Below are 22,972 nucleotides of genomic sequence, written 5' to 3' on the forward strand. Positions count from 1 at the left end.
ACTCGCCGGGTGAGCGAACAGGTCAGGGACACCACAGCCAACGAGGGCACCGCCCTCGAGCGGGCCATCAGCGGCAAGCTGCTGTACGTCTTCATCCTCGGCGACGTGCTCGGGGCCGGGATCTACGCCCTGGTCGGGGAGATCGCCGGCGAGGTCGGCGGCGCGATCTGGGTGCCGATGCTGGTCGCCCTGCTGCTGGCGCTGCTCACCGCCGCGAGCTACGCCGAGCTGGTCACGAAGTACCCCCGCGCGGGCGGGTCCGCCGTCTTCGCCGAACGGGCGTTCGGGCGTCCGGTGGTCTCGTTCCTGGTCGGCTACTGCATGCTCGCCGCCGGTGTGGTCAGCGCGGCCGGGTTGTCCCTGGCCTTCGCCGGCGACTACCTGTCGGTCTTCCTCGACGTGCCCGCCGTGCCCGCGGCCGTGGTCTTCCTCGCCGTCATCGCCCTGGTCAACGCCCGCGGCATCAAGGAGTCCATGCGGGCCAACCTGGTGATGACCGTCATCGAGGTCTCCGGGCTGGTGCTGGTGATCGTGCTGGGCGCCATCGTGTTCGGCCGCGGCGACGGCGACGTCGGCCGGGTCGTGCAGTTCCCCGAGGGCGTCTCCGCGGGGTCGGCGGTGCTGGCCGCGGCGATCCTGGCCTACTACTCCTTCGTCGGGTTCGAGACCTCGGCCAACGTCGCCGAGGAGGTCCGGGACGTCAGCCGGGTCTACCCGCGGGCGCTGTTCGGGGCGCTGCTCACCGCCGGCGTCGTCTACGTGGCCATCGGCCTGGTCGCCTCGATCGTGCTGCCCACCGAGGAGCTCGCCGGCTCGACCGGCCCGCTGCTGGAGGTCGTCCGGGCCACCGGGCTCGGCGTGCCCGACCAGCTGTTCAGCGCCATCGCGCTGATCGCCGTCGCCAACGGCGCCCTGCTGACGATGATCATGGCCAGCCGGATGGTGTTCGGCCTGGCCGAGCAGCGGCTGCTGCCCCCGGTCCTCGGCGCCGTACTGCCGGGCCGGCGCACCCCGTGGGTGGCGATCGTGGTCACCACCGTCGTGGCCATGGCGCTGACCCTGATCGGCGACCTCGGCGCGCTGGCCAACATCGTCGTCCTGCTGCTCCTGCTGGTCTTCGTGAGCACCAACCTCTCGGTGCTGGTGCTGCGACGCGACCGGGTCGAGCACGAGCACTTCACCGCCCCCGCGGTCCTGCCGGTGCTGGCGATCGGCTCCTGCCTGCTGCTGCTGTGGGAGCAGGAGGCCACGACCTGGCTGTGGTCGGCGGTGCTGCTGGCCGCCGGTGTGGTGCTGTACCTGCTCGCGCAGGCGCCCTGGTGGCGCGGCGACCGGTCCCGGGAGAGCGGGTCCGTGCGGGCGGACTGAGACTGGTCCCGGGACGGTCAACAGCTCTCCTGTGAACACCTCGTGAACTGACGGGCCGCAGGTGCGCCCCCGCGCCCGACGGGGTGAGGATGCAGACCACCGGCGAGAGGACGGACCCGCAGATGACGGTCGCCCAGCCCAGCGCGGTCGAGATCGGGTTGATGGCCGGACGCGCGGGCTACGTGCTGCGGGCCAACGACCGGGGTGCCTTCACCGTCGCCTCGCCCACGCTGTACCCGCACATGTGGAGCTGGGACGCCGGCTTCGTGGCCCTGGGCATCGCCACGGTGTCGGTGCCGCGGGCGCTCAACGAGCTGCGCAGCCTGCTGTCGGGGCAGTGGGCCACCGGGATGATCCCGCACATCCTGTTCCACTCCCCCAGTGACTACTTCCCCGGACCGGAGCGGTGGCGCACCCAGGTGGCCGCGGCCCGCCCGGCCGGCGTCCTCACCTCGGGCATCTGCCAGCCACCGATCCACGTGATCGCGCTGTCCCGGATCCTGCACGACGCCCGGCGCAAGGGCGGCGCCGACCAGGAGCTGGCCGAGGAGTTCGTGCGGGAGACCTTCGACTCGTGGCTGGCCTGGCACTCCTACCTGGCCACCGCGCGCGACCCGTACTCCTACGGCCTTGTCGAGATCCACCACGGCTGGGAGTCCGGCATGGACGACTCCCCGCGCTGGGACGCCGCCTACGCCAACGTGCGGGTCGGGGACATGCCGCCGTTCGTCCGGGCCGACCTTGCGCACGTCGCCGACCCCTCCCAGCGGCCCACCGACGCCGAGTACGCGACGTACCTGTGGCTGCTGGAGCAGAAGGTCCATGCCCGCTACGACGACGCGGTCTACCGGGCGACCGGCGACTTCGTCATGGGCGACGTCCTGGTCTCCGCGCTGCTCGCCGCCGCCAGCGACCTGCTCGCCGACATGGGCGAGGAGCTCGGCATCGGCGGCGGGGCCTCGGGCGGGGTGGAGCAGTCCCGGGCGATCGCCCGGCGGTTCCGCACCGGCGTGCTGCGCTCGGTGAACCCCGAGACCGGGCTGGCCCGCGACCTGGACCTGCGCACCGGGACCTGGCTGGACGTCGAGAGCGCCGCCGGGTTCGCCCCGCTGCTGTGCGGGGGCGACGACGCGCTCACCCGCCGGCAGCGCGACCTGCTGCTGGGCCCACGCTGGTGCGGGCACTCGCGGCTGCGCTGGCCGGTGGTGCCCTCGGTCTCCCCCGCCTCGCCGGCCTTCCGCGAGCAGACCTACTGGCGCGGCCCGCAGTGGCCGGTGCTCAACTGGCTCATGGCCTGGGCGCTCAACCGCTCCGGTGAGCAGGAGGCGGCCAACCAGCTGCGGCTGGCCGGGCTGAGCCAGCTCGTCGACTGCGACTTCGCCGAGTACTACCAGCCGGTGACCGGGGAGACCCTGGGCAGCCGCGACCAGTCGTGGACGGCGGCGATCGCGCTGGACTTCCTCGCCGCGCGGCGCCCGGCCCAGCGCCGTCCGGTGCGCTGGCTGACCAGCGAGCTGCCGCGGATCACCCCGACCCAGCGGGCCGCCGACCTCGCCGCCCGTCCGCCGCGCACCCGCGGCCCCGCGACGACCCCGGAGATGCCCCGCATCCCCTGAGGGCGCGAGCCTGGTCAGTAGGCATAGGAACCAACACCTGCGTCAACAGCCCCTCAGCGCAGGTGTTGGTTCCTGTGCCCGGGTCAGTCAGGGGCGCTTCGGCGGGCTGACGGTCAGCGCCGGGTCGGTCGCGGCGACCGGGGCGAGGACCTCGTCGATGCGGGCCTTGACGTCGGCGTCGAGCGTCACGCCGGCGGCCTCGACGTTGTCGACGACCTGCTCGGGCCGGCTGGCGCCGATGATCGCCGCGGCGACGTTCTCCTCGGTCAGCACCCAGGCGACGGCCAGCGCGGCCATCGACAGGCCGAGGTCCTCGGCGATCGGCTTGAGCTCCTGCACGCGGGTCAGCACGTCGTCGTCACCTGCCCAGCGGGCGATGAAGTTGGCGCCGCCGCCCTTCTCGTCGGTGGCCCGCGAGCCCGCCGGCGCGGGCTGGCCCGGCAGGTACTTGCCGGTCAGGATGCCCTGGGCGATCGGCGAGAACACGATCTGGCTGATGCCCAGCTCGCGGCTGGTCGGGATGACCTCGGCCTCGATGACCCGGTGCAGCGCGGAGTACTGCGGCTGGTTGGACACCAGCGGGAAGCCCATCTCGTCGGCCAGCTCCTTGCCGGCCCGGATCTCCTCCGCGCGCCACTCGGAGACACCGATGTAGAGCGCCTTGCCGCTGCGGACGACGTCGGCGAAGGCGAGCATCGTCTCCTCCAGCGGCGTCTCGTAGTCGTACCGGTGGGCCTGGTAGAGGTCGAGGTAGTCGGTGCCCAGCCGCTGCAGCGAGCCGTCGATGGACTCCATGATGTGCTTGCGCGACAGGCCGCGGTCGTTCACGCCCGGGCCGGTCGGCCAGTACACCTTGCTGAAGATCTCGATGCCGCTGCGGCGCTCGCCGGCCAGCGCCTGGCCCAGCACCGTCTCGGCGCGGCCCTCGGCGTAGACGTCGGCGGTGTCGAAGGTGGTGATGCCGGCGTCGAGCGCCGCGCGCACGCAGGCGGTCGCGGCGTCGGCCTCGACCTGCCCGCCGTGGGTGATCCAGTTGCCGTAGGTGATCTCGCTGATCTTGAGGCCGCTGTGGCCCAGGTGTCGGAACTCCATGGCCCCTGTCTACCGCCGCCCGGCGTTCCCCACGAACGGAGAGCGGAGCCCGCCGTGACGCGGCTCTCAGAGAACTGTCGAAGCGACGTGAACCGAACGGCCGTCACGCTCCGAAGACTCTGCGTGACCACAACCGAGCAGTCCACGGCCCCCGCCGGAGGGCAGCACGCCGCCCCGACGGCCGGCCGGGGCGTCCGCCGTCTGCTCGGCGCGCTCGCCGGGCTGCTCGCTGCCGGGGTCGCCCTCGGGATCGCCGAGTTGTTCGCCGGCTTCATCGGTGCGGCGTCCTCGCCGGTCATCGCCGTCGGCAACGCCGCGATCACGCTGACCCCCGAGTCGGTGAAGCAGTTCGCCATCCGCACCTTCGGCGAGGACGACAAGATCGCCCTGGTCGTCGGGACGCTGCTCATCATCGCCGTCTACGCCCTGGTCATCGGGCTGGTCGGGCTGCGCAGCCGCCGCCTCGGCGTCGCCGGCATCGCCGTCTTCGGCCTGGTCGGCGTCGTCGCCGCCCTCACCCGCCCCGCGGGTGGCCTGTTCGACGCGGTCCCCTCCCTGGTCGGCGCCGTCGCCGGCAGCCTGGCGCTGCTGGCCCTGCTGCGCCCGCTCACCCTCCCGTCGGTCGGCGACCGCCACCCCGAGGTCACGTCCACGACCACCCCCGGCGGTGCCACCGCGACCACCCAGACCCAGGACGGGATGCTCGGCCGGCTGCGCGACGTCCTCGGCTCCGGTGACCGCAAGGGCACCGGCCTGGACCGTCGCGGGTTCCTGCTCACCAGCGGCGTCGCGGTCGGCGTGACCGCGGTCGCCGGTGGCGGTGGCCGTCTGCTGCAGCGCCGCTTCGACGTCGCCGGCGCCCGGTCCGAGCTGGCCCTGCCCACCCCGGCCTCCGCGGCCCCCGCGCTGCCGGCCGGCGCCGACATGTCGGCGAGCGTCGAGGGCCTCACCCCGCTGTTCACCGACAACCGCGAGTTCTACCGCGTGGACACCGCCATCACGGTGCCCCAGATCCGGCCGGCCGAGTACTCGCTGGAGCTGACCGGGATGTTCGACACCCCGCGCACCTTCTCCCTCGACGACCTGCTGGGCCGCAGCGACCTCATCGAGCGCGACATCACGCTCACCTGCGTCTCCAACGAGGTCGGTGGCGGGCTCGCCGGCACCGCCCGCTGGCTCGGCGTCCCGCTGGGTGCCTTCCTCCGGGAGAACGGCGTCCGCGACAGCAGCGACCAGCTGGTCTGCCGCTCGGTCGACGGCATGACGATCGGCGCCCCGACCCGCTCGGCCCTCGACGTCCCCGACGCGATGCTGGCCGTGGCCATGAACGGCGAGCCGCTGCCGGTCGAGCACGGCTTCCCGGTGCGGATGCTGATCCCGGGCCTGTACGGCTACGTCTCGGCCTGCAAGTGGATCACCGGCATCGAGGCCACCACCTACGACGCCTTCGACGCCTACTGGACCGAGCGCGACTGGGCGGCCCAGGGGCCGATCAAGGTCGCCTCGCGTATCGACACCCCCGCCCCGCTGCGCCGCTTCCCCGCCGGCCGCCGCGCCATCGCCGGCGTCGCCTGGGCCCAGACCCGCGGCATCGGCCTGGTCGAGGTGCAGGTCGACGACAGCGACTGGATGCCCGCCGAGCTCTCCCCCGAGGTCGACGCCGACCTGTGGCGCCAGTGGGTGCTGTCCTTCGACTTCACCCCCGGCTCGCACTCGGTCACCGTCCGCGCCACCAGCTCCGACGGCGAAATGCAGACCGACGCCCGCACCGCCCCCTTCCCCAACGGCGCCAGCGGTTGGCACCAGATCGTGGTCGTCGCCAGCTGATGCATCCGGATCGTCACCGGGAGACGAACACCTCCTGTCACCGGTTGACGACCCACCCCACGGACCACGTCCCCGACACCCGCCGAGGACGTACCTGGCCGCTCCCTGCGGCCAGACGCACCACCCCGCCGACGGCCCTGCCCCGCCGTCGCACGACTGACGAGGAGCACCACATCGTGAAGACCAACCTGCTCACCCGCGGCACCCTCATCGCCGCCGTCTCCGGACTGGCCCTGACCCTGAGCGCCTGTGGCGGTGCCGAGGAGGCAGCCAGCAACGCGGGTGCAGCTGCCAGCAGCGGCATGAGCGGGATGACCAGCGAGTCCCCGTCGTCCAGCAGCAGCGCCCCGATGACCTCCGCCGCCGCTGACGCCGAGCCCTTCGGTCCCGGTTGCGCCCTGGTCCCCGCCGACGGTGCAGGCAGCTTCTCCGGCATGACCGCCGACCCGGTCGCCACCGCCGCCAGCAACAACCCGGTGCTGTCGACCCTGGTCCAGGCCGTCACGGCCGCCGAGCTCGGCGACACCCTGAACTCCGCGCAGGACATCACCGTGCTGGCCCCGGCCAACCCGGCGTTCGAGGCCGTCCCGGCCGACGCCCTGCAGGCCCTGCTGGCCGACAAGGCCCAGCTGACCACGGTGCTCACCCACCACGTCATCGAGGGTCGCCTGACCCCCGAGCAGCTGGCCGGCACGCACACCACGCTCGCCGGTGACGAGGTCACCATCGAGGGCTCCGGTGAGGACTTCACCATCGCCGGCACCGGCACCGTCCTCAAGGCCGCCGACGCCAGCGTGATCTGCGGCAACGTGCAGACCGCCAACGCGACCGTCTACATCATCGACCAGGTGCTCGCCCCCACCGCCTGATCCTCGGTCCACGAGAGCCCGGCAGGTCACCGACCTGCCGGGCTCTCGCACGTCCCGGGTCCTCCCTCATGCGCGCAGGCGGACGTCGTCGAGGTAGCGGAGGACGGCGGTGACGCGGCGGTCGGCGCTGTCGTCAGGGGGCAGGTCGAGCTTGGCGAAGATGCTGCGGATGTGCTTGTGCACCGCCCCGTCGGTGACCACCAGCCGCGCGCCGATCGCGGTGTTGCCCAGCCCCTCGGCCATCAGCGCCAGCACCTCGCGCTCGCGGGGGCTGAGCCGGTCCAGCCGCTCGTCGAGCCGGGTGCGGGCGAACAGCTGGGCGACCACCTCCGGGTCGATCGCCGTCCCACCACCGGCGACCCGGTGCAGCGCGCCGAGGAACTCCTCCACCCGGCCGACCCGCTCCTTGAGCAGGTAGCCCAGCCGGGCTGCGCCCCCGGCCAGCAGCTCGGTGGCGAAGGACTGCTCGACGTAGGCCGACAGCACCAGCACCGCCAGGCCGGGCTGCCGGCGCCGTGCCTCGACGGCGGCGACGATGCCCTCGTCGGTGTGCGTCGGCGGCATCCGGACGTCGACGATGGCCACGTCGGGGCGGTGGTCGTCCAGGGCGGTGAGGAACTCCGCCGGGGCCGCGGCGGTGGCCACGACGTCCAGGCCCTCGGCGCGCAGCAGCAGGGCCAGGCCCTCGCGCAGCAGGGCGTCGTCCTCGGCGATCACGATCCGCACGGCAGCTCCGCGGTCAGGGTGGTCGGGCCACCGGGTGGGCTGGACAGGGTCATGGTGCCGTCGTGTGCGGCCACCCGGCGGCGGATGCCCACCAGCCCGGAGCCGCCGCCCTCGGTGGCGCCGCCGGACCCGTCGTCGGTGACGCTGACGCACAGCCGCCCGTCGCGGGTGTGCACGGAGACCGCGACCCGGCCGGCGCCGCTGTGCCGGGAGGCGTTGGTCAGCGCCTCGGCGACCAGGAAGTAGGCGGTGGCCTCCACCGAGGCCGCACAGCGCACCGGGACGTCGACGTCGACCGTGCAGGGCACCGCGGAGGTGACGGCCAGGCCGGTGAGCGCACCGGCCAGCCCGCGGTCGGCCAGCACCGGCGGCAGGATGCCGCGGGCCACGGTGCGCAGCTCGGCCAGCGCCTGCTCCGCCGCCGACTGCGCCCGCTCGAGGATCTCCTCGGCCGCCGCCGGGTCCCGCACCGCCGCGCGGCGGGCCGCACCGAGCAGGACGGTGACCGCGACCAGCCGGTTCTGCGTGCCGTCGTGCAGCGCCCGCTCGATCCGGCGCAGCTCGGCGGCGTGGGCGTCCAGCGCGCCGGCCCGGGTGGCGGTCAGCTGGGCGACCCGCAGCGACAGGTCGGTGCCGGCAGCGGCGTCCAGGAGCTGACGGCCGCGCCAGGCCAACAGCGCGGCGATCGGCCGGGTCACCAGCAGGCTCAACGCGGTCCAGGCCAGCCCGAGGCCCACCACCAGGAGCACCCCCGGCCAGTCCCGGACCTCCCAGAGGGTGAGCGAGTCGGTGGCCAGCCCCGGCGGCACGGCCCACCACCACAGCGGGAAGCTCAGGTCGCGGACGGCGTAGACCGGCAGCAGGACGGCGATCGTGCTGAGCAGCAGGCCGCCGGTCGCGTGCCCGGTCAGCCAGCGGAGCTCCCGCCGGGTGGCCGGGTCCGCGGCGGCAGCGCGCGGCCGCACCGGGAGCGGACCGGGCGGGAGGACCTCCGTCCCCCACCGGCCCAGCCGGGAGCGCTCGCGGTCGGCGACGGCGTGCAGCCCACCCACGGCGGCCGGGACGAAGAGGAGCCCGACGCCGACGACGCACAGCACGGCGCTGAGCAGGCCGAACAGCAGCACGCCGAGCGCCAGCAGCGCCGTGCCGAGAGCGCCGGGCAGCTGCTCGAGGGCGACCAGCACCGCGAGACCCCGGGAGCGGTGCGCCCGGTCCGAGTGCTGCTGCGACGCCTCCTCCACGGGTGCCCACGCTAGGTCGCTGCGCCGCCCAGGGACAGCGAACCGGGTGAGGAGTGGTGCCTGCTGTACCCCGACTGGGCAGGTCAGGGGCTCGGCGGGCGCTCCCGGCGCGGCGAGGCTGGAGCCCGACCGAACCAGCTCGACCCTCAGGAGCGCCCCATGACCCACCCCCCTGCCCCCTCCCGTGCCCTGCCCGTGCTCACCTGGACCGTCCTGGTCGCGTGCGTCATGGCCAACACCGTGGCCTCCGTCGCCGGCGCCCCGCTCGTGGTCTATCTCGTGCTCGGCGGGCTCACCGCCGCCTGCATCGCCGCCCTGACCGCCTTCCACCTGCGGGCCCGGCGATGAGCGTCTCCGCCGCCCCGACGACCGTGACGACCGCACCGGCGATCGCGCTGAGCGGCGTCAGCAAGGTCCACCCCGGCGGCGTCCGGGCGCTGGACGACGTCTCGCTGACCGTCGGAGCCGGGGCGTTCCTGGCCGTCATGGGTCCCTCCGGGTCGGGCAAGAGCACGCTCATGCACGTCGCCGCCGGCCTCGACGTCCCCACCTCGGGGAGCATCCGCATCGACGGCGCGGAGATCACCGGGCTGGACGAGACCCGGCGCACCGAGCTGCGCCGCCGCCGGATCGGCTTCGTGTTCCAGGCCTACGGCCTGGTGCCCTCCCTGAGCATCGCCGACAACATCACCCTGCCGCTGCGGCTGGCCGGGGAGAGCGCGGACCCCGCATGGCTGACCGAGCTCGTCGAGCGGGTCGGCCTGGCCGGCCGGCTGGAGCACCGCCCGGCGGAGCTGTCCGGAGGGCAGCAGCAGCGGGCCGCCGTCGCCCGGGCGCTCGTCGCCCGCCCCGCGGTCGTCTTCGCCGACGAGCCGACCGGTGCACTCGACCTGACCAGCACCCGCGAGGTGCTCACGCTGCTGCGCGAGTCCGTCGACGAGCTCGGCCAGACCGTGGTGATGGTGACCCACGACCCGGCCGCCGCCGCGCACGCCGACCGGGCCGTGGTGATGGCCGACGGCCGGGTCGTCGACGTCGTCGACTCGCCCTCGTCCGCCGAGCTCGCCCGCCGCCTCATCGCCCTCGGGCAGGGCTGAGCCGTGCTGGACCTCGCCCTGAAGCTGGCCCGCTCCCGGGTCCTGGCGCTGCTGGCCGTGGCCTTCGCGGTGTTCGGTGGCGCCGCGCTGGTCACCGCCACCGGCGTCCTCGCCGAGTCCGGGCTGCGCTCGCACGTGGCCCCCGGCCGGCTCGCCGGCGCCGACGTCCTCGTCGCAGCCGCCGGGGTGAAGCAGGTCGAGGAGGACCTGGACGCCGCCCTGCCCGAGCGGGCGCGCGTCCCGGCCGCCCTGCTGGACGACCTGGCCCGCCTGCCCGGCGTGACCGCCGCCGTCGGGGACCTGAGCTTCCCGGCCGCCCTGGTGACCGGCGACGGGCAGGTCGCCGCCACCCCCGACCCGCAGGCGGCCGGGCACGGCTGGTCCTCGGCACAGCTCTCGGAGGGCGCGGTCTCCGGAGCCGCACCGGCCGGGGACGACGAGGTCGGTGTCGGCTCGGCCGTCGCGGCCGCCGCCGGCATCGGCACCGGGGACTCCGTCGAGGTGGTGGCCGCGGGGCAGGCGGCGACCTACCGGGTCGCGGCCGTGGTCGACGCCCCCGGTCTGTACTTCGTCGACAGCACCGCCGCCGGGCTGGCTGCGGTCGCCGGTGGCGCGGGTGCCGGGACCGTCGACCTGATCGGCCTGCGCACCGAGTCCGGCATCGCCGACGCCGTCGCGACCGCCGCCCGCGACCTGCTGCCCACCGGCCTCACCGTGGCCACCGGGGACGACCGCGGGGACGTCGAGGAGCCGGGCGCCGCCGCGGCCCGGCCGCTGCTGCTGGTGCTGTCCGGGTCGCTGTCGGGGATCGTGCTGCTGGTCGTCGGCTTCGCGGTGGCCGGGGCGCTCGGCGTCGCGATCGCCGGGCAGCGCCGCGAGCTCGCGCTGCTGCGCGCGGTCGGCGCCACGCCCCGCCAGGTCCGCCGGCTGGTCGACCGCCAGGCCCTCGCGGTCGCCGCGGTCGCGACCGTGCCCGGGGTGGCTCTGGGCCTCCTGCTCGCCGGGCGGCTGCGCCGGCTGCTGGTCGACGGCGGGATGCTCCCGGCGGCGCTGCCGCTGAGCGTGAGCCCGCTGCCCGCCCTCGCCGCGGTGCTGCTGATGGCCGCCGTCGTGTCGCTGTCGGCCCGCGCCGCCGCCTGGCGCACCTCCCGGCTGCCGGCCACCGAAGCGGTGACCGAGTCGCGCACCGAACCGAGGACGCCGTCGCGGCTGCGGACGTCGGCCGGGGGCCTGCTGGTCGTCGCCGCCACCGTCCTGGCGGTCACGCCGCTGTGGGTGCGCAACGAGCTGGGCGCGGGGGTCGTGCCGCTGGCCGGGCTGCTCGGCGCGATCGGCTTCGCCCTCGCCGCCCCGGCCCTGTTGCAGACGGCCGGGGACGCCCTGGCCCACCGGCTGCCGGCGCGACTGTCGCCGACGAGCTGGCTGGCGGTGGCCAACCTGCGCGGCGCCACGCTGCGGATGGCCGGGATCGTCGCGAGCCTGGCCATGGTCGTGGTGTTCGCGCTGACCTACACGCTGAGCACCACCACCCTGCTGACCGCCGGCTCCCGGGACGTGCAGGCCGGCACGCTCGCACAGCACCGGGTCACCGCCGGGGCGCTGGGCGGCGTGCCCGGGGACCTCCGCGCCGACGTCCAGGCGGTGCCGGGGGTGCTGGCCGCGGCCCCGACGGCCGGCACGACGGTGCTCTGGCCGTACACGGAGCTCGGCGAGCCGACCGTCGAGTCCGCCACCGCCACGGTGCTGGACCCGAGCGCGGCCGGCGTGCTGGACCTCGGTGTGCGGGCCGGCGACCTCGCCGACCTGACCGGCGCCACCGTGGCCGTCGGTGCCGACGTCGCCCGGTCCCGGGACGCCGACGTCGGCCGGAACGTCGACCTCGTGCTCGGCGACGGGACGCCGGTGAGCGCGCGGGTGGTCGCCGTCTACGACCGGGCCCTCGGCTTCGGCCCGGTCGTGCTCTCGGCCGACCTGGCCGCCGGGCACACCACCTCCGGCCTCGCCCAGCAGCTGCTGGTGCGCACCGACGGCAGCCCCGCGGCCGACGGCGCACTGGCCGCGCTGGTGGCCGACCGGCCGGGGCTGGCGCTCACCGCGGCCACGCCCCCGGGCACCACGCTGGCCGACGCCCCGGCCGAGGTGTGGCTGAACCTGGCCACGATCACCGTGCTGCTGGGCTACCTGCTGCTCAGCATCACCAACGAGCTGGTGGCCGGGACGGCGCAGCGGCGCGGTGAGCTCGCCGTCCTCCGGCTGACCGGGACGACGCCGCAGCAGGTCCGGTCGATGATGCGGCGCGAGGCGGCGGTGGTCGCGGTCGTGGCGCTGGGCAGCGGTCTGCTGCTGTCCGTCGTCCCGCTGGTGGCCCTCGGCGTGGGCTTCCTGGGCCGGCCGTGGGCCGCCGGGCCGGTCTGGTTGCTGCCGGCGGTGGTGCTCACCGTGGTGGCCGTGGCGTTCCTGACCACGGAGCTGCCCACCCGGCGGGAGCTGAGGGCCGAGCCCGCGTCGGCGCTGTCGCACGCGGGGTAGAGGATCAGGCACCCGCCCACCCCAGGAGGACCTGATGGCCCGCCCGCTCCCGCCGCTGCCCACCACCGTCGTCGGCAGCCTGCCGCAGCCCGACTGGCTCATCGACCGCGACCGGCTCGGCCACCAGTTCCCGCCCCGGGTCCGGGCGCGGGAGCTGTGGCGGGTCCCGCCGGAGCTGCTGCAGGAGGCGCAGGACGACGCCACGCTGGCCACCGTCCGGGCGCAGGAGGTGGCCGGGCTGGACATCGTCGGCGACGGGGAGATCCGCCGGGAGTCCTACTCCAACCACTTCGCGACCGCGCTGGAGGGGCTGGACCTCGACCACCCCGGGAGCGTGCGCAACCGGTCGGGCATCGACATCCCGGCCCCCCGCGTCGTCGGGGAGATCCGGCGGCCCGTGGCGGTGCAGGTCGAGGACGTGCGGTTCCTGCGGGCGGCGACCGACCGCGCGGTCAAGATGACCGTCCCGGGCCCGTTCACCATGGCGCAGCAGGCGCAGGACGACCACTACAACGACGACCGGGCCCTGGCGCTGGCCTACGCCGAGGTCGTCCGGGCCGAGATCGCCGACCTGTTCGCCGCCGGCGCCGACATCGTGCAGCTCGACGAGCCGTGGCTGCAGGCCCGGCCGGAGGTGGCGCGGCGCTACGGCGTCGAGGTGCTGACGGCCGCGCTGGCCGGCGCCCCCGGGCCGGTGCACGTGCACGTCTGCTTCGGCTACGCGGCCATGGTCGCCGACCGCCCGGAGGGCTACTCGGTGCTGCCCGAGCTCGCCGAGGTGCCGGCCGCCGCGATCTCGGTGGAGACGGCGCAGTCGCACCTGGACCCGGCGACCCTGCGGCCGCTGCGCGGCAAGGGCGTCGCGCTCGGCGTGCTGGACCTGTCGACCGAGGAGGTCGAGACGCCGGAGGTCATCGCCGAGCGGGTGCGGCGGGCGCTGGACCACGTCGACGTCGAGAAGCTCGTGCTGTCCAGCGACTGCGGGCTGAAGTACCTGTCCCGGGCGTCCGCGGCGGGCAAGATGCGCGCGCTCGCCGAGGCGGCGGTGGTGCTGCGCAGCGAGCTCTGACCGGCCTGCCGGAACGGGTGCGTGGGGCAACGTCCCAGCGCGGAACGGCGTGGCAGGCGATGATCGACCGGTCCTGACTGCCGACCGACCGGAGGCCCTCCCGTGGCTGGTGGACTCGTGGCCCTGCTCGACGACGTGGCCGTGCTCGCGCGCGCGGCCGCGGCCTCCGTCGACGACATCGGCGTCGCCGCCGGACGGGCGAGCGTCAAGGCCGCCGGTGTCGTCGTCGACGACGCCGCGGTCACGCCGCAGTACGTCCGCGGCCTGGCCGCCAAGCGCGAGCTGCCGATCATCCGGCGCATCGCGATCGGGTCGCTGCGCAACAAGCTGCTGATCCTGCTGCCGGCGGTGCTGCTGCTCAGCCAGTTCGCCGACTTCCTGCTCACCCCGATCCTCATGCTCGGCGGGTGCTACCTGGCCTACGAGGGCGCGGAGAAGGTGTGGGGGCGGATCAGCGGCCACTCGGCCGGGCACGGCACCGAGTCCGAGGAGCCCCCGGACGAGGACACCATCGTCTCCGGCGCCGTCCGCACGGACTTCATCCTGTCCGCGGAGATCATGGTGATCTCGCTGAACGAGGTGATCGACCAGGCCTTCGTCGCCCGGGCCGTCATCCTGGCCGTGGTCGCTGTGCTGATCACCGTCGTCGTGTACGGGTTCGTCGGCGTGATCGTGAAGATGGACGACGTCGGTCTGGCGCTGGCCCAGCGGCCGGGTGCCGCCGTGGCCAAGCTCGGCCGTGGTCTGGTGACCGCGATGCCCAAGCTGCTCACCGTGCTCACGGTCGTGGGCACCGCCGCGATGCTGTGGGTCGGTGGGCACATCCTGCTGGTGGGAACCGACGAGCTCGGCTGGCACGGCCCCTACGCGCTGGTGCACCACCTCGAGGAGGGCGCGCACGACGCCCTCGGCGCCGTCGGCGGTGTCGCCGGTTGGCTGGTGAACACGCTGGCCAGCGCCCTGATCGGCCTGGTCGTCGGCGGGCTCATCGTCGTCGTCATGACGCTGACGGTGCACCGCCGCAAGGGCCACGCCGCCGCACACTGAACGCGCGAAGGGCCCGGTCTCCAGACCGGGCCCTTCGTGGTGGTGCGGGGTGCCGTCACGCCGGATCCCCGCTCTCGCGGGACACCGATGTGGAGGTGGCGGGAATCGAACCCGCGTCCTCCGACGCAACGCCAGGGCTTCTCCGAGCGCAGTCAACTCTGTCTCTGCTTGGCTCCACCGATCCCGCTGACAAGTCGGTGTGACGAGCCCAGTCGCTGTGGGGTGTCCCGTGCAGATCCGCGACCGATCCGCACGGTGAAGCCATCTAGCTGATGCCAGGATCCGGACCGATGGCAGAGCCCGGGCTGACAGACTCGCCTAGCTGCTGTTAGGCAGCGAGAGCGAAGTCGCGCTGACTGGAGTCGGCGCTTGTGTGTTGTGCAACGCATGGTTAACGAGCTCATCGTTGCCTTCCTCGGCTCGCTTCCCCTGGCCTCACGACCGAAGTCGAGACCAATCACCCCCTGTGCAGTTATGCGTTGAGACTAACGGCTCGCACCCCCGTCGTGTTCCCCCGGGACCCCGGGACGCTCGTCGGCCCCCTTGCAGGGGCCCGCGTCGAGCCTGTGAGGCGTGGGGGGCAAGGGGGTCCTTCCGCTATATCCAGTCGCGGCGCTTGAAGATGACGTACAGCGTGGCGCTGACCAGCACCATCAGCATGAGCGCGAACGGGTAGCCGAGGTGCCAGTCCTCCTCGGGCATCTGCAGGTTCATCCCGTAGACCCCGCCCACCAGCGAGGGGGCGAAGAGGATGGCGGCCCAGGCGGAGATCTTCTTGACCTCCTCGCCCTGGGCGATGCTGGTCTCGGTCAGCTCGCGGATCTCGTCGTTCTGCCGCTGGGCGACCAGCGTGGCGTTGACGGTGAGGATCTCGCGCAACTGCAGCCGGAACCCCTCCACCCGCTCGGTGATGCCGGTGACGTGGTCGGCGACGTCCCGCAGGTAGGAGCGCAGCTCCTCGTCGACGCCGTACTTCTCGAAGCCGGCGGTGATGGCAGCGAGGATGCCGTTCAGCGGCTGCGCGGCCCGCTGGAAGTCCACGACCTCCTGGGACAGCTCGTAGATGCGCCGGGAGACGTGCGGGTCACCGCGGAAGACCTGCACCTCGATCTCGTCGATGTCGTTCTCGAGCCCGTTGACGACCGGCACGTACCCGTCGACGACGGCGTCCAAGATCGCGTAGAGCACCGCCTCGCTCCCCCGGGCCAGCAGGTCCGGCGAGCTCTCCAGCCGGCGGCGAACCCGGGAGAGGTCCGGGGACTCGCTGTGCCGCACGGTGATGGCGAAGTCCTTGCCGAGGAACAGGTGCAGCTCGCCGAACTCCACCTCCTCGGTCGCGTCGAGGTACCGGGCGGCCTTGAGGACGACGAACAGCGTGTCGCCGTAGCGCTCGAACTTCGGCCGCTGGTGGGCCTGGATGGCGTCCTCCACGGCCAGGTCGGGCAGCCCGTACTGCTCGGCGAGCTCACCGAGCTGCGCCGGCTCCGGGCGGTAGAGCCCCAGCCACACCATCCGGTCGCCGAACCCGTCGGTCAGCCACCCGTGGCTCTCCGCCGCCGAGGCCGGCGTGGCGATCCGGCGGCCGGCGGCGTAGACGCCGTTGTCGACCATCCGCGACTGCAGGGTGGCCGGGGCCTGCACCACCGGGCTCTCCGGCTGGCGCGGTGCGTCGATGACCGGCCGTGGCCGGCGGGTGAGGGTGGAGAGGGCGGCGCGGGGGGCGATGCGCGCAGGACGGCGTTCGGTCACGGGGGGCTCCGGAGGACGCGGGGGTGGGGACGCCGGGTCGGTCCCCACCGTGCGCCGTCCCGGGTCGAACGTCGACCGGGCGCGTCAGCTGGTGGGGACCTCGGGACTGTGACTGGGGGGTTCGGTGCGCACCTGCCCGGTCACCTCCCGACGTCCTCGACGGCCGGCGTGCACTCCGCGGGCCGTCGACCATCGTGACACGCCCGGCAGGACATCGGCAGCTCCGGCGGGTGGACAGCCGGTGAGCCGGGCCGGAGGCGGTGCCGGGGGCCACGTCCAGGTGAACACCGAAAGGCGAACGCAGTAAGAAGTTGTACTGCGTTCAGGTTTGGGTCTACCTTCTCCCTCATGGCGAGGACAGGGCACACAGCGGGCACCCCGCGCTGCTCCATCTCCGCCGTCATGGGCCTGCGCGAGCGCAAGAAGCTCGAGGCCTGGCGCACCATCCGCTCGACCGCGCTGCGCCTGATCAGCGAGCGCGGGTTCGACGCAGTGAGCGTGGAGGACATCGCCGCTGAGGCCGGTGTCTCCCGGACGACGTTCTTCAGCTACTTCCCCACCAAGGAAGCCGTCGCCTTCGACCTGGACCCCCAGGCGCTGGCCGAGTGGCGCACCCGCGTCGCCGACGACACGGACGACCAGCCGCTGTGGCCGGCGCTGACCGACCTGTTCGTCGACATGGCCACCGTGATCGCGGAGTGGCTGCCCGTCCAGAAGCGGGTGCTGCAGCAGCACCCCGGGCTCACCCAGTCCGCACGGGCCACCTGTGACAGCTTCGCGCCCGACCTGTACCGGTGGATCAGCCGACGCACCCCCGGCGGCGACCGCCTGCAGACCAGCCTGGTGCTCAACACGGCCATGGCCGGCTACATCACCGCCCTCGAGGTCTGGGACCCCACCGACCCCCTCGACGTCCTCCTGGACTCCATCCGCGACTGCCTGCACCGGGTCGGCACCGGTCTCGCCGCCTGGGAGCGCACCTCCTCCACCGCCTGACACCGCCCGTCAGGCCCGCTCACCCCGCTCGACCGCGCAGCGCCGCCGGTCGCGCGTCCCCGCTCGCCCACACCCCTCACCACTGCGCCCGGCGCAGGAAGGACGGCCTCGTCATGGCCTCAGACAGTCTCACCACGTCGTCGGGGACCCCGGTCTCCGCGGCGTCGACCACCGGCCACCCGGCCGGCGACGGACCCGACCCCAAGCGCTGGCTGGCCCTCGCGGTCATCGCCATCGCCCAGCTGATGGTCGTGCTCGACGCCTCCATCGTGAACATCGCGATCCCCGAGGCCGCCATCGACCTGGGCATCAGCCAGGCGAACATCCAGTGGGTCGTCACCGCCTACACGCTGGCCTTCGGCGGGCTGCTGCTGCTCGGCGGCCGCATCGCGGACTTCATCGGCCGCAAGCGCGCCTTCCTCATCGGCCTGGCCGGCTTCGCCTTCGCCTCCGCGCTCGGTGGCATCGCCCCCAACCAGGAGCTGCTGTTCGCCGCCCGCGGCCTGCAGGGTGCCTTCGCCGCGCTGCTCGCCCCGGCCGCGCTGTCGCTGCTGGCCGTCACGTTCACCGACCCGAAGGAGCGCGCCAAGGCCTTCGGTGTCTTCGGTGCCATCTCCGGCGGTGGCGCTGCCATCGGCCTGATCCTCGGTGGCGTCCTCACCGAGTACGCCTCCTGGCGCTGGACGCTGGGCGTCAACGTGCCGATCGCGATCGTCACGATGATCTTCGCCGTCTCGCTGGTGAAGGAGAGCCGGGCCACCGGTGACCGCCGTTACGACGTCCCGGGCGTCCTGCTCTCCGCCCTGGGCCTGGTCGCCCTGGTCTACGGCTTCAGCAAGGCCGCCGAGGAGGGCGTGGGCTGGTCCGACCCGGTCACCCTGACCCTGCTCGCCGCCGCCGCCGTCCTGCTCGTGTCGTTCGTGCTCTACGAGCGCCGCGCCAGCCACCCGCTGCTGCCGCTGCGCGTGGTCCTCGACCGCAACCGCGGTGGCTCGTACCTGATCTTCCTGCTGGTGGGCGCCGGGATCTTCGCGATCTTCCTGTTCCTGACCTTCTACTTCCAGCAGACCCTCGGGTACTCGCCGCTGGAGTCCGGGTTCGCGTTCCTGCCCTTCAGCGGCGGGATCATCGTGGGTGCCGGGATCGTCTCCCAGCTGCTCCCCCGCGTCGGCCCGAAGCCGCTGATGATCGTCGGCCTGGCCATGGCCGTGGCCGGCATGCTGTGGCTGACCGGCATCGGTGAGACCAGCTCCTACGTCACCGAGGTGCTGCCCGCCCTGATCGTGATCAGCGTCGGCATGGCCGCGGTGTTCGTCCCGACCTCCAGCACCGCGCTGGTGGGCGTGGAGGAGCACGACGCCGGCATCGCCTCGGCGGTGCTGAACACCTCGCAGCAGGTGGGTGGCTCGCTGGGCCTGGCCCTGCTGAACACGTTCTACGCCTCGGCCGTCACCGGATACCTGGTCGACAACCCGGGCACCTCGCAGGGCTCGGCGTTCGTGCAGGGCTACCACGTCGCCTTCATCGGTGGCGCCGTGCTGCTGGGCATCGCCCTGGTCGCGGCCCTGGTGTTCATCTCGGCCAAGAAGGACGACCTCCCCACCGAGGGCGCCCTCGCGGTCTGACCGCACCCGCACCGCACACACCGCCCCGCCGGGACCTGGTCGCGGCGGGGCGGTCTGCGTTCAGGACCCGGGCAGCTCCCGCACCCAGGAGGTGCGGGTGCGCACCGTCGTGAAGCCCAGCCCCTCGTAGAGCCCGAGCGCCCCGCTGCCGTTCTCGCTGTCGACGTCGAGACCGGCCAGCCGGCAGTCGCGCACGGCCGCCCGGTGCAGCGCCTCGGCGATCACCGCCTTCGACAGCCCCCGGCCGCGGTGCTCGGGCACCACGCCGATCTGGCCGTAGTGGGCCTCCCGCCGGCCGGTCGCGGCGGTGTCGGACTCCCAGACGTAGGCCAACGCGTAGGCCGCCACCGCGCCGTCGACCAGGGCCAGCACCGACAGGTCCGGCCGGAAGGACGCCGACCCGGTGAACGTCGTCTGCCAGGACGTCTCGTCGCGTTCGCTGGAGCCGTAGTGCTCGGTGAAGGCCCGGTTGTGGGCCCGACGCACCTCGTCGTCCCGGGCCGGGTCGAAGGCGACCAGCTCGACACCGGCGACCGTCCGCGGGGTGGGCAGGTCGGTCAGCGGCCGGTGCATGGTGTGGAACCACCGGGTGGCGGTCAGGCCGGCCCGGCGGACCAGCGCCTCCGCGTCGGGCATGGTCATGGGCACCGAGGCGGTCAGCCGGGCCGGCGCCGCGGGATGACGTTCGGCGTGCACCTGCCCGCCGCGCTCGAGCTGCCACGCCAGCAGCGCCCGGCCGACGCCGCGGCCCCGCCACCCCGGGTGCACCCGGCCGTCGAGGTACACCGACACCGCGTCCCGGAACGTGGGTGGTGCGACCACGGTGCCGAAGCCGACGACGTCGTCCCCGGCGCGCAGCAGCCGGCTGTCCCGCGGCAGGTCCACCAGCTCGTTGACCCACTCCTCGGCCAGGTCGTCGGCTCCGTAGTGCTCGCCGGTGCGGTCCACCTCCTCGGCGGCCGCGAGCAGGGCGGCCACGGCGGGCAGGTCCGCGGCGGTGATCGGGGTGCTGGTCAGGCCGTCGGGCAGCAGGGGTTCGGGCACGGTCGGCACCGTAGCGAGCGGTCAGGCACGGGTGAAGAGGCAGAACGGGTGGCCGGCCGGGTCGGCGTAGACCCGCACGACCTCGCCGTCCTCCTCGTGCCCGCCCAGCGGCCGGGCCCCGGCCTCCTCGGCCAGCGCGCAGGCGGCGTCCAGGTCGTCGACCTCGAGGTCGAGGTGCTGCTGCATCTGCTGGGCGCCCGGCGCCGGCGGCCAGACCGGCGGCACGTGGTCGGCCTCGAGCTGGAAGGACAGCCCAGTACTGCCGTCGGTCGGGCGCAGCGTCGCCCACTCCGGCGCGTCGTCCCGCAGCGGCCAGCCCAGCAGCCGCTGGTAGAACCGCGCCAGCCCGCGCGGGTCCGGCGTCCCGAGGACGGTTGCGGTGAGGACGACGCGGGGCACGGCGGACCTCCGGGTTCAGACGAGCGTGACGACGACCTTGCCGCGGACGTGGCCCTCCGCGACCAGTGCCTGGGCGGCCGCGGTCTGCTCCAGCGGGAACGCCTTGGCGATGGCCACCCGGAGCTGCCCGGCGTCGGACATCCGGCCCAGCTCCTCCAGGTCGTGCCACTCGGGCCGGACGAAGACGTACCGCCCGCCGAGGTCGCGCACCACCGGGTCGACGATGCTGGCGATCCGGGACGGGTCCTCGACCTGGTCCGGGGCGTCACCCAGGGCGGCACCGCCGACCAGGTCCAGCACTGCGTCGACCTTCTTCGTGAGCTGCTCGCTGATCGGGCCGGCGTTGTAGTCGAGCACCTCGGCCGCGCCGGCGTTGGTGACGAAGCCGTGGTTGCGCGGGCTCGCGGTGCCGATGACGTGTGCGCCCAGGGCGGCGGCGATCTGCACGGCGAAGAACCCCACGCCGCCGGCGGCCCGGTGCACCAGCACGCGGTCGCCCTCGCCGACGTCGAGCGCCTCGGTGAGCGCCTGGTAGGCGGTCAGCCCGGCCAGCGGGAGCGCCGCAGCCTCGGCGAAGTTCAGCGACTCGGGCTTGCGGGCCAGGCAGCGCTGCGGGGCGGCGACCAGCTCGGCCGTCGTCCCGTGCTGGACGTCGTCCCGGCGGACGTAGCCGAACACCTCGTCGCCCGGGGCGAAGTCGACCACCGCCGGGCCCACCCGCTCGACGGTGCCGGAGACGTCCCAGCCCGGGACGATCGGGAAGTGGTGCGGGAAGGCCCCGGCCAGGTGGCCCTCGCGGATGCCGATGTCGACCGGGTTGACGCCGGCCGCGTGCACCCGCACGAGCACGACGTCCGGCCCGACGGGCGGCTCGGGCAGGTCGTCGCGGAGCCGGAGCACCGACGCGTCGCCGAACGAGTCGTAGGCGATGCCGCGCATGAGGTCAGCGCCGTCCCTTCACGTAGCGGCCGAAGGCGCGTTCCATCTCCCGGCGGGAGTCGCGCTCGGCCAGGTCCTGGCGCTTGTCGTAGCTCTTCTTGCCCTTGGCCAGCGCGAGCGTGGCCTTGACCTTGCCGTCCTTGAAGTACAGGTCGAGCGGGACGAGCGTGAACCCGCCCTCCTTGGTCTTGCCGATCAGCTTCTCGATCTCGTACCGGTGCATCAGCACTTTGCGCTTGCGTCGCGGGGTGTGGTTCGTCCACGTGCCCTCGGTGTACTCCGGGATGTGGACGTGCTGCAGCCACACCTCGCCCTGGTCGACCGTGGCGAACCCGTCGACGAGCGAGGCACGACCCATCCGCAGGCTCTTGACCTCGGTGCCGGTGAGCACCAGGCCCACCTCGTAGGTGTCGAGGATCGAGTAGTCGTGCCGCGCCTTCTTGTTCTGGGCGATGAACTTGCGCCCCTGTTCCCGCGGCATCCCCCCAGTCTACGGAGCCGCCGCCACCCCGCCGACCGGGTTCCACACAGCCCACCGGTGCGGCGCTGGCGCCCCGAGATGTGTGCTCTCGTGGTCACCCCGGCCGTCGTCCGGTCGAGATCTGCGCTCTCGTGGCCATCGAGGCCGGGAAGCCACGAGATCGCAGACCTCAGACCCGCCTGTGGATGACGCCAGCGCGACCGGCGGCCCAGCCGCCACGCTCTGCCGGTGCCCCGCCGTCCCTCGCCGTCCGCGCTCACCGGCCCGAGCACCCGGGCCCTCGCGCGGACGGCGGGCGTCGGCGACTGGCAGCTCCGCCACCCGGACGTCGTCCGGCTGTCCCGGGACACGTACCTCCCCCGCGACGCCGCCGACCTGCGCACGCAGGTCGAGGTGCCGCTCGTCGCGGCCGGGCAGCCCGTCGACCTGACCGTCCCCGCCGGCTCCCGGGCTCGCAACCGGCAGGACCGGCGCCTGCACCGGGCACCGTTGCTCCCCGAGGACGTGACGCGGCGCTGGTGGCTGCCAGTCACCACACCCGAGCGGACCTGGCGTGACCTGGCCGCCGTACTGCCACCGCCGGGGCTGCGGGCGGTCACCGACCAGCTGCTCGACGTCCTGTGCACGCCCGACGACCTGTCCCGTGCCCTCGCCGCGCGGCCCACGGGACGGGGAGCCGCCCGGGCTCTCGACGTGCTGGGCGTCGCGGACCGGCAGGCCGGCTCCCCGATGGAGTCGGTGCTGCGGTGGCTGCTGCACGAGGCGCGGCTGCCCCGTCCCGCGCTGCAGCACCGGGTCGTCGACGACCGCGGGCGGCTCATCGGGGTCGGCGACCTGGCCTGGCCGGACCAGAAGGTGGTCGTGGAGTTCGACGGCGAGGTCCACCGGGAGCGCCGGGTGTTCGTGAACGACCTCCGCCGGCAGAACCGGCTGGTGCTGGAGGGCTGGACCGTCCTGCGGTTCACCTCCGCCGACGTCCTCGGCCGCCCACAGGACGTGGTGACGACCGTGGCCCGCGCCCTCCACCGGTGACATCTGCGCTCTCGGGTCACCCGGCCCCGGAGGCCACGAGAACGCAGAACCAACCGGTACGTCCGCCTGCGTCACAGGACCCGCGAGCGGCGTCCGGCGCAAACGCGGCTGCGCATCGCCGTCCCGCGCTGAGTTCTGCGATCTCGTGGCTTCCCGGCCCCGGAGGCAACGAGTTCGCAGAACTCACCGGCACAGACGACGACGGCCCCGCGACCGGTGGTCGCGG

General features: G+C 73.9%; 20 protein-coding genes and 1 other RNA gene. 12 read left to right on the forward strand and 9 right to left on the reverse strand.

All coding sequences use genetic code 11. The features are described 5' to 3' along the window. Positions 1–9 precede the first annotated feature (9 nt). Entirely contained in the window at positions 10–1,368 is a 1,359-nt protein-coding gene (locus GCU67_RS09620; protein WP_163611005.1) for an amino acid permease, read from the forward strand. Positions 1,369–1,490: 122 nt separating this feature from the next. Continuing rightward, a complete protein-coding gene (ggh, locus tag GCU67_RS09625) occupies positions 1,491–2,984 on the forward strand; it encodes a glucosylglycerate hydrolase (RefSeq protein ID WP_163611006.1) in 1,494 nt (497 codons plus the stop codon). An 87-nt stretch (positions 2,985–3,071) separates the two neighbouring features. Here the strand turns inward: ggh and GCU67_RS09630 are convergent, their stop codons facing one another. Further along, positions 3,072–4,076 (reverse strand): aldo/keto reductase family protein, encoded by a 1,005-nt coding sequence (locus tag GCU67_RS09630; RefSeq protein WP_163611007.1) that lies wholly within the window; start codon positions 4,074–4,076, stop codon positions 3,072–3,074. Between the two features lie 123 nt (positions 4,077–4,199). Between GCU67_RS09630 and GCU67_RS22790 the strand changes: the two genes are divergently transcribed. Both GCU67_RS22790 and GCU67_RS09640 read left to right on the forward strand, forming a co-directional pair. After that, on the forward strand, positions 4,200–5,903 hold the full coding sequence (locus GCU67_RS22790) for a molybdopterin-dependent oxidoreductase (protein ID WP_163611008.1): 1,704 nt from the start codon (positions 4,200–4,202) through the stop codon (positions 5,901–5,903). Positions 5,904–6,079: 176 nt separating this feature from the next. Then, positions 6,080–6,772, forward strand: a complete 693-nt coding sequence (locus GCU67_RS09640; RefSeq protein ID WP_338104903.1) for a fasciclin domain-containing protein — start codon at positions 6,080–6,082, stop codon at positions 6,770–6,772. 66 nt (positions 6,773–6,838) lie between these two features. Here the strand turns inward: GCU67_RS09640 and GCU67_RS09645 are convergent, their stop codons facing one another. Continuing rightward, positions 6,839–7,498, reverse strand: a complete 660-nt coding sequence (locus GCU67_RS09645; RefSeq protein ID WP_163611009.1) for a response regulator — start codon at positions 7,496–7,498, stop codon at positions 6,839–6,841. After that, on the reverse strand, positions 7,486–8,739 hold the full coding sequence (locus GCU67_RS09650; protein WP_211661096.1) for a sensor histidine kinase: 1,254 nt from the start codon (positions 8,737–8,739) through the stop codon (positions 7,486–7,488). The genes GCU67_RS09645 and GCU67_RS09650 overlap by 13 nt, the downstream gene beginning before the upstream one ends. Before the next feature lie 159 nt (positions 8,740–8,898). On the opposite strand from GCU67_RS09650, the gene GCU67_RS09655 reads away from it, so the two are divergent. The 5 genes from GCU67_RS09655 to GCU67_RS09675 all read left to right on the forward strand — a co-directional run bounded on the left by GCU67_RS09655 (position 8,899) and on the right by GCU67_RS09675 (position 14,481). Further along, the gene (locus GCU67_RS09655; RefSeq protein WP_163611010.1) at positions 8,899–9,087 is read left to right on the forward strand and encodes a hypothetical protein; all 189 of its coding nucleotides are present in this window, start codon (positions 8,899–8,901) and stop codon (positions 9,085–9,087) included. Continuing rightward, positions 9,084–9,836: an ABC transporter ATP-binding protein gene (locus GCU67_RS09660; RefSeq protein WP_163611011.1), complete on the forward strand. Its 753-nt coding sequence runs from the start codon at positions 9,084–9,086 to the stop codon at positions 9,834–9,836. Before GCU67_RS09655 ends, GCU67_RS09660 begins: the two co-directional genes overlap by 4 nt. A 3-nt stretch (positions 9,837–9,839) precedes the next feature. Then, positions 9,840–12,365 (forward strand): FtsX-like permease family protein, encoded by a 2,526-nt coding sequence (locus GCU67_RS09665; RefSeq protein WP_163611012.1) that lies wholly within the window; start codon positions 9,840–9,842, stop codon positions 12,363–12,365. Between the two features lie 34 nt (positions 12,366–12,399). Next, positions 12,400–13,434 (forward strand): uroporphyrinogen decarboxylase family protein, encoded by a 1,035-nt coding sequence (locus GCU67_RS09670; protein ID WP_163611013.1) that lies wholly within the window; start codon positions 12,400–12,402, stop codon positions 13,432–13,434. Between the two features lie 117 nt (positions 13,435–13,551). Then, positions 13,552–14,481 carry a DUF808 domain-containing protein gene (locus GCU67_RS09675; RefSeq protein ID WP_338104904.1) on the forward strand — a complete coding sequence of 310 codons (930 nt, stop codon included), beginning with the start codon at positions 13,552–13,554 and terminating at the stop codon, positions 14,479–14,481. Positions 14,482–14,568: 87 nt separating this feature from the next. Here the strand turns inward: GCU67_RS09675 and ssrA are convergent. Next, positions 14,569–14,946, reverse strand: a transfer-messenger RNA (tmRNA) gene (gene ssrA / locus GCU67_RS09680). A gap of 132 nt (positions 14,947–15,078) precedes the next feature. After that, positions 15,079–16,230 carry a CorA family divalent cation transporter gene (locus tag GCU67_RS09685; RefSeq protein WP_163611015.1) on the reverse strand — a complete coding sequence of 384 codons (1,152 nt, stop codon included), beginning with the start codon at positions 16,228–16,230 and terminating at the stop codon, positions 15,079–15,081. Between the two features lie 348 nt (positions 16,231–16,578). Between GCU67_RS09685 and GCU67_RS09690 the strand changes: the two genes are divergently transcribed. Then, complete coding sequence (locus GCU67_RS09690) at positions 16,579–17,226, forward strand: TetR/AcrR family transcriptional regulator (protein WP_163611016.1); 648 nt, start codon at positions 16,579–16,581, stop codon at positions 17,224–17,226. Positions 17,227–17,339: 113 nt separating this feature from the next. Beyond that, positions 17,340–18,851 (forward strand): MFS transporter, encoded by a 1,512-nt coding sequence (locus GCU67_RS09695; protein ID WP_163611017.1) that lies wholly within the window; start codon positions 17,340–17,342, stop codon positions 18,849–18,851. A 60-nt stretch (positions 18,852–18,911) separates the two neighbouring features. Here GCU67_RS09695 and GCU67_RS09700 read toward each other — a convergent pair whose 3' ends face one another. The 4 genes from GCU67_RS09700 to smpB are packed head-to-tail and all read right to left on the reverse strand — an operon-like array spanning position 18,912 to position 21,714. After that, positions 18,912–19,895 (reverse strand): GNAT family N-acetyltransferase, encoded by a 984-nt coding sequence (locus GCU67_RS09700; RefSeq protein WP_163611018.1) that lies wholly within the window; start codon positions 19,893–19,895, stop codon positions 18,912–18,914. A gap of 21 nt (positions 19,896–19,916) precedes the next feature. Then, positions 19,917–20,294, reverse strand: a complete 378-nt coding sequence (locus GCU67_RS09705) for a VOC family protein (protein ID WP_163611019.1) — start codon at positions 20,292–20,294, stop codon at positions 19,917–19,919. 15 nt (positions 20,295–20,309) lie between these two features. After that, positions 20,310–21,233 carry an NADP-dependent oxidoreductase gene (locus GCU67_RS09710; protein WP_163611020.1) on the reverse strand — a complete coding sequence of 308 codons (924 nt, stop codon included), beginning with the start codon at positions 21,231–21,233 and terminating at the stop codon, positions 20,310–20,312. Positions 21,234–21,237: 4 nt separating this feature from the next. After that, positions 21,238–21,714 (reverse strand): SsrA-binding protein SmpB, encoded by a 477-nt coding sequence (gene smpB / locus GCU67_RS09715; protein ID WP_163611021.1) that lies wholly within the window; start codon positions 21,712–21,714, stop codon positions 21,238–21,240. Between the two features lie 228 nt (positions 21,715–21,942). On the opposite strand from smpB, the gene GCU67_RS22795 reads away from it, so the two are divergent. After that, positions 21,943–22,746 (forward strand): DUF559 domain-containing protein, encoded by an 804-nt coding sequence (locus GCU67_RS22795; RefSeq protein ID WP_163611022.1) that lies wholly within the window; start codon positions 21,943–21,945, stop codon positions 22,744–22,746. Positions 22,747–22,972 lie beyond the last annotated feature (226 nt).

This window comes from Modestobacter muralis (assembly GCF_010682105.1).
Lineage (GTDB): Bacteria > Actinomycetota > Actinomycetes > Mycobacteriales > Geodermatophilaceae > Modestobacter > Modestobacter muralis.